General features: G+C 67.9%; 15 protein-coding genes and 1 tRNA gene. 12 read left to right on the top strand and 4 right to left on the bottom strand.

All coding sequences use genetic code 11. The annotated features are described in order from the left end of the window. Positions 1-356 (bottom strand): hypothetical protein (locus ESP51_RS11945; protein ID WP_164990500.1); only part of this gene is annotated, 356 nt, incomplete at its 3' end. A 203-nt stretch (positions 357-559) separates the two neighbouring features. Between ESP51_RS11945 and ESP51_RS11940 the strand changes: the two genes are divergently transcribed. The 7 genes from ESP51_RS11940 (at position 560) to clpX (ending at position 6,164) form a co-directional block, all read left to right on the top strand. Continuing rightward, positions 560-633 (top strand) — tRNA-Pro (locus ESP51_RS11940). 48 nt (positions 634-681) lie between these two features. Then, complete coding sequence (gene tig, locus ESP51_RS11935) at positions 682-2,091, top strand: trigger factor (RefSeq protein WP_129521123.1); 1,410 nt, start codon at positions 682-684, stop codon at positions 2,089-2,091. 74 nt (positions 2,092-2,165) lie between these two features. Next, complete coding sequence (locus ESP51_RS11930; RefSeq protein ID WP_129521122.1) at positions 2,166-2,648, top strand: tetratricopeptide repeat protein; 483 nt, start codon at positions 2,166-2,168, stop codon at positions 2,646-2,648. 72 nt (positions 2,649-2,720) lie between these two features. Next, complete coding sequence (locus ESP51_RS11925) at positions 2,721-3,308, top strand: ATP-dependent Clp protease proteolytic subunit (protein WP_129521121.1); 588 nt, start codon at positions 2,721-2,723, stop codon at positions 3,306-3,308. 26 nt (positions 3,309-3,334) lie between these two features. After that, complete coding sequence (locus ESP51_RS11920) at positions 3,335-4,003, top strand: ATP-dependent Clp protease proteolytic subunit (protein WP_129521120.1); 669 nt, start codon at positions 3,335-3,337, stop codon at positions 4,001-4,003. Between the two features lie 10 nt (positions 4,004-4,013). Then, positions 4,014-4,772, top strand: coding sequence for an AAA family ATPase (locus ESP51_RS11915; RefSeq protein ID WP_129521119.1), 759 nt, complete (start codon positions 4,014-4,016; stop codon positions 4,770-4,772). A 114-nt stretch (positions 4,773-4,886) separates the two neighbouring features. Continuing rightward, positions 4,887-6,164 carry an ATP-dependent Clp protease ATP-binding subunit ClpX gene (clpX, locus tag ESP51_RS11910; RefSeq protein ID WP_129521118.1) on the top strand — a complete coding sequence of 426 codons (1,278 nt, stop codon included), beginning with the start codon at positions 4,887-4,889 and terminating at the stop codon, positions 6,162-6,164. Between the two features lie 43 nt (positions 6,165-6,207). Here the strand turns inward: clpX and ESP51_RS11905 are convergent, their stop codons facing one another. Together ESP51_RS11905 and sepH are read right to left on the bottom strand one after the other, a co-directional pair. Next, positions 6,208-6,492 (bottom strand): hypothetical protein, encoded by a 285-nt coding sequence (locus ESP51_RS11905; protein WP_129521117.1) that lies wholly within the window; start codon positions 6,490-6,492, stop codon positions 6,208-6,210. 164 nt (positions 6,493-6,656) lie between these two features. Next, positions 6,657-7,724: a septation protein SepH gene (sepH, locus tag ESP51_RS11900; protein ID WP_129521116.1), complete on the bottom strand. Its 1,068-nt coding sequence runs from the start codon at positions 7,722-7,724 to the stop codon at positions 6,657-6,659. Positions 7,725-7,919: 195 nt separating this feature from the next. On the opposite strand from sepH, the gene ESP51_RS11895 reads away from it, so the two are divergent. Then, complete coding sequence (locus ESP51_RS11895) at positions 7,920-8,213, top strand: DUF4193 domain-containing protein (RefSeq protein ID WP_129521115.1); 294 nt, start codon at positions 7,920-7,922, stop codon at positions 8,211-8,213. On the opposite strand, the gene ESP51_RS11890 is transcribed toward ESP51_RS11895, so the two are convergent. Beyond that, positions 8,210-8,674: a DUF3093 domain-containing protein gene (locus ESP51_RS11890; protein ID WP_129521114.1), complete on the bottom strand. Its 465-nt coding sequence runs from the start codon at positions 8,672-8,674 to the stop codon at positions 8,210-8,212. The genes ESP51_RS11895 and ESP51_RS11890 overlap by 4 nt on opposite strands. Before the next feature lie 38 nt (positions 8,675-8,712). Between ESP51_RS11890 and dut the strand changes: the two genes are divergently transcribed. From dut to acnA, 4 genes are all read left to right on the top strand, one after another. Next, positions 8,713-9,171: a dUTP diphosphatase gene (gene dut / locus ESP51_RS11885; protein ID WP_129521113.1), complete on the top strand. Its 459-nt coding sequence runs from the start codon at positions 8,713-8,715 to the stop codon at positions 9,169-9,171. Continuing rightward, positions 9,168-9,797, top strand: coding sequence for a DUF3710 domain-containing protein (locus ESP51_RS11880; protein ID WP_129521112.1), 630 nt, complete (start codon positions 9,168-9,170; stop codon positions 9,795-9,797). Before dut ends, ESP51_RS11880 begins: the two co-directional genes overlap by 4 nt. Before the next feature lie 8 nt (positions 9,798-9,805). Further along, positions 9,806-10,600 (top strand): DUF3159 domain-containing protein, encoded by a 795-nt coding sequence (locus ESP51_RS11875; protein ID WP_129521111.1) that lies wholly within the window; start codon positions 9,806-9,808, stop codon positions 10,598-10,600. A gap of 156 nt (positions 10,601-10,756) precedes the next feature. Continuing rightward, entirely contained in the window at positions 10,757-13,567 is a 2,811-nt protein-coding gene (gene acnA, locus ESP51_RS11870) for an aconitate hydratase AcnA (RefSeq protein WP_129521110.1), read from the top strand. The last annotated feature ends 41 nt before the right edge of the window (positions 13,568-13,608 follow it).

Raw genomic sequence — 13,608 nt, 5'->3', positions numbered from 1 at the left:
GAGGCCACCGCCGCTGCAGGCGAAGGCACTGCCGCCGACGCAGCCGCCGCCGTGGTCGCCCCTGGCTGCCACGCGGCAACCTCACCGGCACCCGCCCGCGCCTCCCGCGCCGCCTGGGCCGCGCGCATCCGCGTGATGAGCTGCTGACGTCGGCCCTCGTCTTCGTACACGCGAGTGCCCGCCGCGAGGAGCTCAGTAGCCTCCGGCACGCCGAGGTCGAGCCCGCAGGTGCCGCAGCGCGCACCCGTGAGCTGCGAGAAGCACGCCGGGCAACGAGTCGTGTCGATGAGGTGGGAGGGCTCGGCCGGCCAGCGGCGGAGGTCGCGCAAGGATGCGGCGGGTGGGCGGTCGCTCATGGGCACACTCTGCCACGGGGGAGTGCCCACATCGCGGAACGTCCGCACTCGAATCGGCGCGACTTCATGGCCGATCGGGTGTTGAGGAACGGTGCCCGCAACAGCGGGCCCTTCGGCTGTGCAGTAGACTTTCGTGGGTCCACCCGACTGACGCGTGCTTCGGCATGCCTTCGTGGGTGAATCGACGAGTTGAGTCGGCGACTCGGGGCGTAGCTCAGCTTGGTAGAGCGCCCGCTTTGGGAGCGGGAGGTCGCAGGTTCGAATCCTGTCGCCCCGACGAGTGCAGTACTCGACACGAACTTCCACACAACAGGAGATCTTCCACATGCCGACCACTTCGGTTGAGAAGCTGAGCCCGACGCGCGCCAAGCTCACCATCTCGGTGACGCCCGAGGAGCTGAAGCCCAGCATCACCCACGCTTACAGCCACATCGCCGAGCAGATCAACGTGCCCGGTTTCCGCAAGGGCAAGGTGCCGCCGCCCATCGTCGACCAGCGCGTCGGCAAGGCTGCGGTGCTCGAGCACGCGGTCAACGAGGGCCTCGACGGCTTCTACCGCGCGGCCGTCGCCGAGCACGAGCTGCGTCCCCTCGGCCGCCCCGAGGCCGACATCGTCGAGTGGCCGAACGAGAAGGACTTCTCGGGCGACCTGCTGCTCGCGATCGAGGTCGACGTGCGACCCGAGATCGAGCTGCCCGACTACGAGGGCCTCGAGCTCACGGTCGACTCGGTCGAGGTCGGCGACGACGAGGTCAACGAAGAGCTCGAGCGTCTCCGCAGCCGCTTCGGCACCCTCATCACCGTCGACCGCCCCGCCAAGTCGGGCGATTTCGTCACCCTCGACCTCGTCGCCATGATCGCCGGCGTCGAGGTCGACACCGCGAGCGGCATCTCCTACGAGCTCGGCTCGGGCGAGTTGCTCGAGGGCATCGACGAGGCACTCGACACGCTTTCCGCGGGCGAGACCACGACCTTCGACTCGAAGCTCCTCGGTGGCGACCACGAGGGCGAGACCGCTGAGATCACCGTCACCGTCACCGCCGTCAAGGAGCGCGAGCTTCCCGAGGCCGACGACGACTTCGCGCAGATCGCGAGCGAGTTCGACACGCTCGACGAGCTCAAGGCGAGCCTGCGCGAGCAGGTCGCCGGCTCCAAGTCGTTCGGCCAGGGCAACCAGGCCCGCGACCTCCTCGTCGAGAAGCTCCTCGAGCTCGTCGAGGTGCCGATCGCGCAAGCCGTCATCGACGACGAGGTGCACCGTCACCTCGAGAGCGAGAACCGCCTCGAAGACGACGAGCACCGCGCCGAGGTCGCCGAGTCGAGTGCGAAGGCGTTCCGCACGCAGATCGTGCTCGACACCATCGCCGAGGCCGAGAAGGTGCAGGTCAGCCAAGACGAGCTCACCCAGTACCTCGTGCAGGGCGCTGCCCAGTACGGCATGGACCCCAACGAGTTCGTGCAGGCGCTCAGCCAGAACGGCCAGATCCCGGCCATGGTCGGCGAGGTCGCCCGGAACAAGGCGCTCGCGATCGCGCTCGGCAAGGCGAAGGTGACGGATGCCGCAGGCAACCCCGTCGACCTCTCCGAGTTCACGGCCGTGGCCGATGAGGCCGGAGCGACCGATGCTGCAGCCGACGCCGAGGCCCCCGCCGACTCGTCCGACGAGGCCGAGCCCGCCGAGGAGCCGAAGAAGCCGGCTCGCAAGCGCGCCGCCAAGAAGGCCGACGCCGAATAAGCCAGCACACACCACCGTGAAACGGGGTCGGGCCATGCGCTCGGCCCCGTTCTGCGTTTCAGGAGGAGGACTTCGTGAACGATTGGCAGCACCGCGTCGACGCCGTCTGGGAGCAGGCTTCCGCCCTCGGTGACGACGAAGTCATCAAACGGATCGACGCGCTCGCCGCCGAACGGCCGGCGGACGAGCCGGTCGCACTGTTCGAACGAGCGGGAGCGCGCGACTCAGCCGGCCTCGAGGCCCAAGCCGAGTTGCTCTACCGCTCGGCGCTCGCGGGCGGCCTGAGCGGCCCGCAGCGCGTGCAGGCGTACGTGCAGCTCGCGTCGACGATCCGGAACCTCGGGCGTCCGCTCGAGGCGATCGCCCTGCTCGACGAGATCGAGCCCGACGCGGGCGAGCTGCGCGACGCGGTGGTCGCGTTCCGTGCGCTCGCACTCGTCGACGCGGGCGACGCCCGGCGCGCGGCATCCGACACCCTCACCGCCCTGGCACCGCACCTGCCGCGGTACGGCGTGTCGCTCGCCGCGTACGCCGCAGAGCTCGCCGCATCCGCCTAGGGCGAACAGCCCGATCCGCGTGCGTTGCACCGGATAGATTCGAGTGAACGCGACAACGAAACGGAGCGACACATGGCCGAACCGACACTGGCTCCCAGTGTTTTCGATCGACTGCTGAGGGACCGCATCATCTGGCTGGGTTCCGAGGTACGTGACGACAACGCCAATGAGATCGCGGCGAAGCTGCTGCTCCTCGCCGCAGAAGACGCCAAGAAGGACATCTTCCTCTACGTCAACTCGCCCGGTGGTTCCATCACCGCCGGCATGGCGATCTACGACACGATGCAGTTCGTGCCGAACGACATCGTCACGGTCGGCATCGGCATGGCCGCCTCGATGGGGCAGCTGCTGCTCACCGCAGGCACGAAGGGCAAGCGCTACATCACCCCCAACGCCCGAGTGTTGCTGCACCAGCCGCATGGCGGCTTCGGCGGCACCGCGAGCGACATCCAGACGCAGGCGCAGCTGATCCTCGACATGAAGAAGCGACTCGCCGAGATCACGGCAGAGCAGACCGGCAAGAGCGTCGCGCAGATCAACGCCGACGGCGACCGCGACCGTTGGTTCAACGCGCGCGAGGCCCTCGAGTACGGCTTCGTCGACCACATCCGCGAGTCGGCACTCGACGTGGCCGGCGGCGGCGGCACCGACCAGGCGTAGGCACCGAGAGAAGAGAGAACGAGCGAATGAACATCCCTGCTTTCGGCGGCACCGCATTCCGCGGCGTCCAAGCCCCGGGCTCGCGCTACATCCTGCCGAGCTTCGAGGAGCGCACGGCCTACGGCTACAAGCGCCAAGACCCCTACGCCAAGCTCTTCGAGGACCGCATCATCTTCCTCGGCGTGCAGGTCGACGACGCGTCGGCCGACGACATCATGGCGCAGCTCCTCGTGCTCGAGTCGATGGACCCCGACCGCGACATCATCCTCTACATCAACTCGCCCGGTGGCTCCTTCACTGCGATGACGGCCATCTACGACACGATGCAGTACATCCGTCCGCAGATCCAGACGGTCGTGCTCGGCCAGGCGGCCTCGGCGGCGGCGGTCATCGCGGCGGCCGGCACCCCGGGAAAGCGACTCGCGCTGCCGAACGCCCGTGTGCTCATCCACCAGCCCGCCATGGGCGAGGCGGGTCACGGCCAGGCGTCCGACATCGAGATCCAGGCCGCCGAGATCATGCGCATGCGCTCGTGGCTCGAAGAGACGCTCTCGCGCCACTCGAACCACACGCAGGAGCAGGTCAACAGCGATATCGACCGCGACAAGATCCTCTCGGCGAGCGAGGCGCTCGACTACGGCCTCATCGACCAGGTGCTCACGTCGCGCAAGAGCCTCCCGGCGCTCGCGAAGTAAACCTCTCAGCGTGACGAACGCGGCGGATGACTGGCTCTACGACAGCCGGGCCATCCGCCGCGTCGCGCTGTACTCGGATGCTCCCGTCAACCCCTCGGTGTGGCCGGCGACGGTCCCGGCCGTCGCCCAGCTGATCGCCGAGGGCGGCTTGGAGTTCGCGCCCGGACTCACGTTCCTTGTCGGCGAGAACGGCAGCGGCAAGTCGACGCTCCTCGAGGGCATCGCGATGGCCTACGGGCTTCCGCCCGAGGGCGGCAGCAACAATGGCGGCCGCTCCACGCGCGAGAGTGAATCGCCGCTCGCGAGCTGGCTCCGCATCGAGCGGAGTCCGACGGCGCCGCGATGGGGCTTCTTCCTGCGCGCCGAGACGATGCACGGGTACTACAGCTACGCCGAGTCGCTGCCCGGCAATCCCGACCCGGCGTTCCACGCCATGAGCCACGGCGAATCATTCAACGAGTTGCTCGACTTGAAGCTGAATCATCCGCAGTTCCTCGCCGGCCTCGTCTGCCTCGACGAGGCCGAGGCGGCGCTCTCGTTCAATTCGATGCTCGCGTGGATCGCGGGGCTCGATCGCATGGTGGCGCGAGGCACGCAGGTGATCTGCGCGACCCACTCGCCGATCCTCGCCTCCGTCCCGGGCGCGACGATCCTCGAACTGGGGGAGTGGGGCATCCGCCAAGTCGAGTGGAACGAACTCGAGCTCGTCTCACATTGGCGAGCGTATCTCGACGATCCCCGGCGTTATCTGCGTCATCTGCTCGACTGAGCGGCGTGGTTCGCGCCCGGCGAAACACGGTTCGTGTCGAATCCGCGGGCGCTACCCACCATGTGCCCGATCTCGGGCTAGGCTCGGAACAGACTCGTTGAGAGGGAGGCTGCGATGGCACGCATCGGGGAGAGCGCCGACCTGCTCAAGTGCTCCTTCTGCGGAAAGAGCCAGAAGCAGGTCCAGCAGCTCATCGCCGGTCCCGGCGTCTACATCTGCGACGAGTGCGTCGAGCTCTGCAACGAGATCATCGAGGAGCGACTCGCCGAGGCAGGCGAGACCGAGTCAGGCGAGTTCGAACTGCCGAAGCCGAAAGAGATCTTCGGATTCCTCGAGGAGTACGTCATCGGGCAGGAGGCCGCCAAGCGCGCCCTCGCCGTCGCCGTCTACAACCACTACAAGCGCGTGCGCGCCCGCACCACGCTCACCTCGGCCGACCACCAGCGCGACGACGTCGAGATCGCCAAGTCCAACATCCTCCTCATCGGGCCCACGGGTTGCGGCAAGACCTACCTCGCACAGACCCTTGCCAAACAGCTCAACGTCCCGTTCGCGGTCGCTGATGCCACGGCGCTCACCGAGGCCGGCTACGTCGGTGAAGACGTCGAGAACATCCTCCTGAAGCTCATCCAGGCCGCCGACTACGACATCAAGCGAGCCGAGACGGGCATCATCTACATCGACGAGGTCGACAAGATCGCGCGCAAGGCCGAGAACCCCTCGATCACGAGAGACGTCTCGGGCGAGGGTGTGCAGCAGGCACTGCTGAAGATACTCGAGGGCACTGTCGCCTCCGTGCCGCCGCAGGGCGGCCGCAAGCACCCTCACCAGGAGTTCATCCAGATCGACACGACGAACGTGCTCTTCATCGTCGCGGGTGCGTTCGCAGGGCTCGAGGACATCATCTCCTCACGGGCCGGCAAGCGCGGCATCGGCTTCGGCGCCCCCTTGCACAACAAGGAGGACGAAGCCGACATCTTCAGCGAAGTCCTCCCCGAAGACCTGCACAAGTTCGGCCTCATCCCCGAGTTCATCGGCCGCCTCCCGGTCGTCGCCACGGTCGGGCCGCTCGACCGCGACGCGCTCATGGAGATCCTCACGGTGCCGAAGAACGCGTTGATCCGGCAGTACCAGCGCATGTTCGAGCTCGACGGCGTCGAGCTCGACTTCGAAGAGCCTGCGCTGCAGGCCATCGCCGATCTCGCGGTGCTCCGTCAGACCGGCGCCCGTGGGCTCCGCGCCATCATGGAAGAGGTGCTCGGGCCGATCATGTTCGAGGTGCCGTCCTCCACGGGCGTCGCCCGCGTGGTCGTGACGAAGGCCGCTGTGCTCGACAACGCGGCGCCCACGATCGTGCCTCACAAGCCGCGCCGCGCCGAGAAGTCCGCATAGCGACGCGAACCCGGCATCGAACTCGACCGCGAGCTCGACTCGACTAGTCGTAGACGCGAAGAACCTGCCAGCGGGCGCCGTCGTATGCGACGTCGAAGACGTGCGTCTCGCCGTCGTCGGCACTCGCCTGGAAGCGCCAGCCCGAGATTTCGAGCGGCACCCGGCCCGGCGAGACGTCGTGTGCCGAGAACGGACTCCACCAATCGCACGGACCCACGAGCGGGGTGGGCATGTCGGTCACGCGGAAGCGCCGCGAGCGCCAGACGAGCCGCTCGGGTTCGCCCGCCTCGCCGGACCAGATCTCGACGATCTCCTGCACGCGCGGCATACGCACCTCCACCGACATTCGAAGATATGTTCGATGGTAACACCGCGTGATCGATGCGACGGAACGTCACGCTTCAGGAGCAGGCGCGCCCGGGCCGGTGGAATGCGGCGCGCTGAACTCACCCTGCCGCGCAGTACAGCCGGGAAGTGACGGGGAGTGGCGGGTCAGGCCAGGTCGTCGTCGGTTCGTGCGCCGAAGACGATCTCGTCCCAGCTCGGCATCGACGCGCGGCCCTTCTTCGAACCGCGGGTACCCACCGGGCCCGTGCCAGACTTGCCGCCCCAGAGCGTGCGTGCGGCCGTGCCGGGCTTGTCTTCGGGCTTCGGCTCGGCTGGCGCCGGGTTCTGGGATTCTGCGGGCGTCGGAGGTGCGAACGGCGACGGCGTCGGAAGCTGTTCGCTCGCCGCTTCGCGTTCGCCCCGGCGGCGCCGGAGGGCCTCGAGCAGGTCGGCGGTCTCACCGAGGGTCTGCTGCGGTTCGTCGGCTCGCTTGATCGCGGCTCGAGCTGCGGCCGGGCTCGACGTCGAATTGCGTGCGTACGGCAGCGGCTCGAGGTGCGGCGCGGTGTCGAACTCGCCCTGCTCGTTCTCTTCGAACGTGAAGGCGCCGCTGTCGAACCGCGACTCGTCGGCGTCGGGCCCGACGGCGCGCAGGCGGGGAATGAGCCCGCCCTTCAGCTCGCCCTGCTGCGAGAGCGTGACCGCCTCGGTGTTCAGCGGCTGCAGCGACTGCTTTCTCGGCTCGAAGCTCCAGCGTGCGTCGTGGTCGATCGTGTCTGCGGTGAACTCGAGCTTGACGATCCACCCGCGCTCGTCGTCTTTCCAGCTCGCCCAGCGTTCGCCGTGCGCACCGAGCTTGGCGAGTCGTTCACGGATGACGCCGCCGAACGATGCCGGCTCTTCGGCGGCATCGACCTCGGCCGCGACGTGCACAGGGACCGCGAGCGCCGAGGTCACGACGTGTTCGCGCTCGGCGAGTACTGGTCCCTCGAACCTGCGAATGTACTCCACAGAGGCACCAGTGATCTGTGCGACCTCTTCTGCAGAGAGTCCGGAGCGGATCTGGGACTGCACCTCGCGCGGCGAGGGCTTCGAGCCCGTGTGCTGCTCGGGCTGTGCCTGACGGATCCGCGACTGCAGTACTTCGTCGATCTCGATCCGGAAGCGTGCGCCATCGTCGGATGCGGCGAGCAACGCGCCGTTCTCGACTCCGATTACCTTCAGTTCCTGCATCGCGGAAGCCCTTCCGTGCCCTCGTCTCCGCCTTAGGATGCCACGTATCAAGCGGTCCCGTCGGGAATAGCGCGGGCGCGCCGGAAGTTGCACGTGAGCGCCGGCCGGAAAGGTCGACCGAATGGTTTGCTTACGCTGACGATTTGATGCAGACTATGGCCGCCGAATCTTCGGCAATAGAGGAAATGGACGGGAATGGCAACGGATTACGACGCACCACGGAAGACCGAAGACGACTCTGAGTCGATCGAGGCCCTCAAGGAGCGCGTCCCCGACAAGATGTCGGGAGTGGTGGATGTCGATGACGCCGACAACCCCGGAGGATTCGACCTTGCCGGTGCCGACCTCTCCGACGTCGAACTCGACGTCGTGGTGCTCCCACCGCAGGCCGATGAGTTCACTTGTGTGAACTGCTTCCTCGTGAAGCACCGCTCGCAGATCGACCACGAGACGAAGCTCGGGCCGATCTGCCTGGAGTGCGCCTCCTAGGCGCCGCGCTCCGTAGGCTCAGGCCGTCGCGATCCATTGATCGCGGCGGCCAGTTCTGTCGGATGGCGCGTCGACAGGAGCCAGTACGGCGCCGGGTCGGCGGGGTCGGTGATCGGCACGCGCACGACGGGCTGCACCCAGCCGCGGATGACGAGGAAGGCACGGGCGTCGAGGCCGGTGCCGCGCTCGACGCGCGCCGCGGCATCCGTGGCGCCGACGGCGGTTCCCGTGTACTCGAGTGGGATCTCGGCGCGACCTGCGCGCAATCGGTCGTCGTGCACCTCGATGACGGGCGCAGTGAACGACAGCGCGCCCACGGTGGCGAGGTAGAGCACGATGCCGGTCGCCACGCCGGCGGGCAGCGAGACGGGCGCGAGCACGAGGATGCTGGCGGGCACGAGCAGCAGGCTCACGGCGTAGATCCACGGCGTCGGCCAGAGTCTCTCGTGGTAGTCGGGCATGGGACTATTCGATCAGACTTCTGCACTACCCTCGAACAGTGACCGATTCCGTCGATGTTCTGATCACGGCCGACCGCCTCCCGTCGTACGCCCATCCGGGTGATGCGGGGGCCGATCTCCACGCTGCCGAGTCCCTTGTACTCGCGCCCGGAGAGCGTGCCACGGTCGGCACTGGAGTCGCCGTGGCACTGCCCGACGGGTACGTCGCGTTCGTCGTTCCGCGCTCCGGACTCGCGTTCAAGCACGGCATCACGATCGTGAACGCCCCGGGCACGGTCGACGCCGGTTACCGAGGCGAGATCAAGGTCGCCCTGTTGAATACGGATTCGAGCGAGCCCTACCCGATCGAGGTCGGCGATCGCATCGCCCAGCTCGTGGTGATGCCGGTGAGCCGGGCGAGATTCGTCGAGGTCGAGCGTCTGCCGGGAAGTCTTCGCGGCGAAGGGGGATTCGGCTCGACGGGATTCGGGGAGCACAAGTCAGGAGTGAACGCGTGAGCGACATCGAGAACATCGACGACACCCCCGTCGACCAGCCCAAGTCGGCGCCCGACGACCGCGAGGCCGCCGGCCCGTTCGACGAGGCCGAGGCGAACCCGGTTCGTCCCTATGTCGACCTCGGCGGCGTGAAGGTGCTGCCCCGCGAGGGCCTGCAGTTGCGCCTCGAGGTCGAGGAGGGCACGAAGCGCGTCGTCGCGATCGGGCTCGACTACGCCAATTCCACGTTGCAGGTGCAACCGTTCGCTGCACCTCGCTCGAGCGGCCTCTGGCACGAGATCCGCGCGCAGATCGCCGACCAGATCGCCCGCCAGGGCGGCACGACGACCGTGCGCGAGGGCACCTTCGGACCCGAGCTGCTCGCGCAGATCCCCGTCGCCGCGGGCGAGGGCCAGGCGGGGCACATGCGCCTCGCGCGGTTCATCGGCGTCGACGGCCCGCGCTGGTTCCTCCGCGGAGTGATCGCGGGCGAGGCGGCCGTCGAGCCGTCAGCCGCCGCGCAGATCGAAGACCTCTTCCGTTCGATCGTCGTGGTGCGCGGCAACACGCCCATGCCGCCGCGCGACCTCATTCCGCTTCGCATGCCTGCCTCATCCGCCGGCAGTCCCACTCCTCCCACCGCCTAGGCCCTGCGATGACGGATGCCGGCGCAGAGCGCGACCCCAGATCCGATGAGCGAGCGGATGCCGCGGCATCCGCCGGCGAGCCGAACCCGAGTTCGAGCGGCGACCGCGTGACCGGCACCGACGCGGGGGAGTTCGGCCGCCAGGTCGCGGCAGCCGCCGAGCGATCCGGACTCGGCCTCGCGCGGGGCGAGACGCTCACCGGCCGCGACCTGATCGGTGCGCTCGGCGGCCTCCGCGGGCTCGCCGAGGCGATCCTGCCCGGGCTCGTCTTCCTCGTCGTCTATACACTCACCCGTGAGCTCGTGCCCTCGCTCGCCGCGTCGCTCGGCCTCGCAGTCGTGTTCACGATCGTGCGGCTCGCACGCCGCAGCTCGCCGACGCAGGCGATCGCCGGTCTTGTCGCCGTCGGGGCATCCGCGGCGCTCGCGCTCTGGACCGGTCGCGCCGAAGACAACTACGTACTCGGCTTCTACACGAACGCCGCGTACGGCCTCGCGCTGCTCATCTCGCTCCTCGTGGGGTGGCCGCTGCTGGGGCTCATCGTCGGATTCCTCATGGGCGACGGCACCGCGTGGCGGTCCGACCGGCGCAAGCTCCGCGCCATGCAGTTGCTGACGCTCATCTGGCTCGGCCTGTTCACGGCGCGCCTCGTCGTGCAGGTGCCGTTCTACTTCGCGGGCAACGTCGAGGCGCTCGGTGCCACGCGGCTCCTGATGGGCGTGCCCCTCTATGCCCTCGTGCTCGTGTTCTCGTGGCTCGTCGTGCGGGTCGTGTACCCGTCGGCGGCGCGCCCGCGTGAGTGATACAGTTATCTCGACGTCAAGATAAATCCGCACTTGTGCGGAGCCTGCCCGGGGGCGAGGTGCTTAGGTTACCCTTGCTGGAACAGCCCCCTGTCTGACGGAGAAGATGGAGTGCCGCTCGCGTGTTCGGGCCGCATCCGCGAAGGAGAGGACATCGTGTCTGCAGTGAACAGTTTCGGGGCGAAGGACACGCTCCACATCGGTGACCAGTCCTACGAGATCTACCGTCTCGACACCGTGCCGGGCCACGAGAAGCTCCCATTCAGCCTCAAGGTTCTCCTCGAGAACCTGCTCCGCACCGAAGACGGTGCGAACGTCACGAAAGACCAGATCGAGGCGCTCGGCTCGTGGGTTCCCACCGCGGAGCCCGACACCGAGATCCAGTTCACGCCCGCGCGCGTCGTCATGCAGGACTTCACCGGGGTCCCGTGCATCGTCGACCTCGCCACGATGCGCGAGGCGGTCGAAGCGCTCGGCGGCGATCCCAAGAAGATCAACCCGCTCGCGCCGGCCGAGATGGTCATCGACCACTCGGTCATCGCCGACCTCTTCGGCACCGAGAACGCACTCGAGCGCAACGTCGAGATCGAGTACGAGCGCAACGGCGAGCGTTACCAGTTCCTCCGTTGGGGCCAGACCGCGTTCGACGACTTCAAGGTCGTCCCGCCCGGCACCGGCATCGTGCACCAGGTGAACATCGAGCACCTCGCCAAGGTCACGTTCACCCGCACGGTCGACGGCGTGCTGCGCGCCTACCCCGACACCTGCGTCGGCACCGACTCGCACACGACGATGGTCAACGGCCTCGGCGTGCTCGGCTGGGGCGTCGGCGGCATCGAGGCCGAGGCGGCCATGCTGGGCCAGCCCGTCTCCATGCTCATCCCCAAGGTCGTCGGCTTCAAGCTCTCCGGCGCGATCCCCGCCGGCGTCACCGCCACCGACGTCGTGCTGACGATCACCGACATGCTGCGCAAGCACGGTGTCGTGGGCAAGTTCGTCGAGTTCTACGGCTCGGGCGTGGCATCCGTGCCGCTCGCCAACCGCGCCACCATCGGCAACATGAGCCCCGAGTTCGGCTCGACGGCTGCGATGTTCCCCGTCGACGACGTCACGCTCGACTACCTGCGCCTCACGGGCCGCAGCGAAGAGCAGGTCGCCCTCGTCGAGGCGTACTCCAAGGTGCAGAAGCTCTGGCACGACGCCGACAGCGAGCCCGTCTTCAGCGAGTACATGGAGCTCGACCTCAGCACCGTGGTGCCCTCGATCGCCGGCCCGAAGCGTCCGCAGGACCGCATCGAGCTCAGCGTCTCGAAGGCGTCGTTCGAGAGGGACCTCCTCGACTACGCGAGAGTCGACCACGACCTCGTCGACCTCGAGGGCGCGGAGTCCTTCCCGGCCTCCGACCCGCCCGGCAACACGCCCGAAGACGAGCACAGCCACCACGAGCACCACCACAAGAGCCATGCGCCGGCGACCGCGTCCAACCCGACGCAGGTGAAGCTCGCCGACGGCCAGCAGTTCACCCTCGACCACGGCGCCGTGGCGATCGCGGCGATCACCTCGTGCACGAACACCTCGAACCCCTCGGTCATGCTCGCGGCCGGGCTCCTCGCCCGCAACGCGGCGAAGAAGGGGCTGAAGGCCAAGCCGTGGGTGAAGACCACCCTCGCGCCGGGCTCGAAGGTCGTCACCGACTACTACGAGAAGGCCGGCCTCACGAGCTACCTCGAAGACCTCGGTTTCTACACGGTCGGTTACGGCTGCACGACCTGCATCGGCAACTCCGGCCCGCTGATCGACGAGATCTCCGCAGCGGTCAACGAGAAAGACCTCGCGGTCACCGCCGTGCTCTCGGGCAACCGCAACTTCGAGGGCCGCATCAACCCCGACGTGAAGATGAACTACCTCGCGAGCCCGCCGCTCGTGATCGCCTACGCCCTCGCGGGGTCGATGAACTTCGACTTCGAGGTCGACGCGCTCGGCACCGACTCCGACGGCAACGAGGTGTTCCTGAGAGACATCTGGCCCGACGCGGCCGAGGTGCAGAACACGATCGACAGCTCGATCAACAAGGACATGTTCACGTACCAGTACGCGAGCGTGTTCGAGGGCGACGAGCGCTGGCGCAACCTCGAGACCCCGACGGGCGCCACCTTCGAGTGGAACGCGGCGTCGACCTACGTTCGCAAGCCCCCGTACTTCGACGGCATGACCATGGAGACCACACCGGTCACCGACATCGTCGGCGCCCGTGTGCTCGCCAAGCTCGGCGACTCGGTCACGACCGACCACATCAGCCCCGCGGGCTCGATCAAGGCCGACAGCCCCGCCGGCAACTACCTCACCGACCACGGCGTCGACCGCAAGGACTTCAACTCCTACGGCTCGCGTCGCGGCAACCACGAGGTGATGATCCGCGGCACCTTCGCGAACATCCGCTTGAAGAACCAGCTCCTCGACGGCGTCGAGGGCGGCTACACGCGGGACTTCACGCAGCCGGATGCCCCGCAGGCGTTCATCTACGACGCGAGCCAGAACTACCAGGCCGAAGGCACACCGCTCGTCATCTTCGGCGGCAAGGAGTACGGCTCCGGTTCGTCGCGTGACTGGGCGGCGAAGGGCACGAGCCTCCTCGGCGTCAAGGCCGTCATCACCGAGAGCTTCGAGCGCATCCACCGTTCGAACCTTATCGGCATGGGCGTCGTGCCGCTGCAGTTCCCGGCCGGCCAGTCGGCCGACTCGCTCGGGCTCGATGGCACCGAGGTGGTCTCCATCACGGGTCTCGAGGCGCTGAACGATGGCGTCACCCCCCGCACGGTGCACGTGGTCGCCTCGCCGACGGAGCACTCGCCTGCGGGCAAGCAGGCGATCGAGTTCGACGCGGTCGTCCGCATCGACACGCCGGGTGAGGCCGACTACTACCGCAACGGCGGCATCCTGCAGTACGTGCTGCGCAGCCTCGTCTGAGGCGTACGACCACACGGCGGTGCCGGACTCCTCGGAGTCCG

This window comes from Agromyces albus (assembly GCF_004134825.1).
In the GTDB taxonomy this organism is placed as follows: domain Bacteria; phylum Actinomycetota; class Actinomycetes; order Actinomycetales; family Microbacteriaceae; genus Agromyces; species Agromyces albus.
Note: the sequence above shows the minus strand (reverse complement) of the source record. Positions and strands in the feature narration are given on the sequence as shown.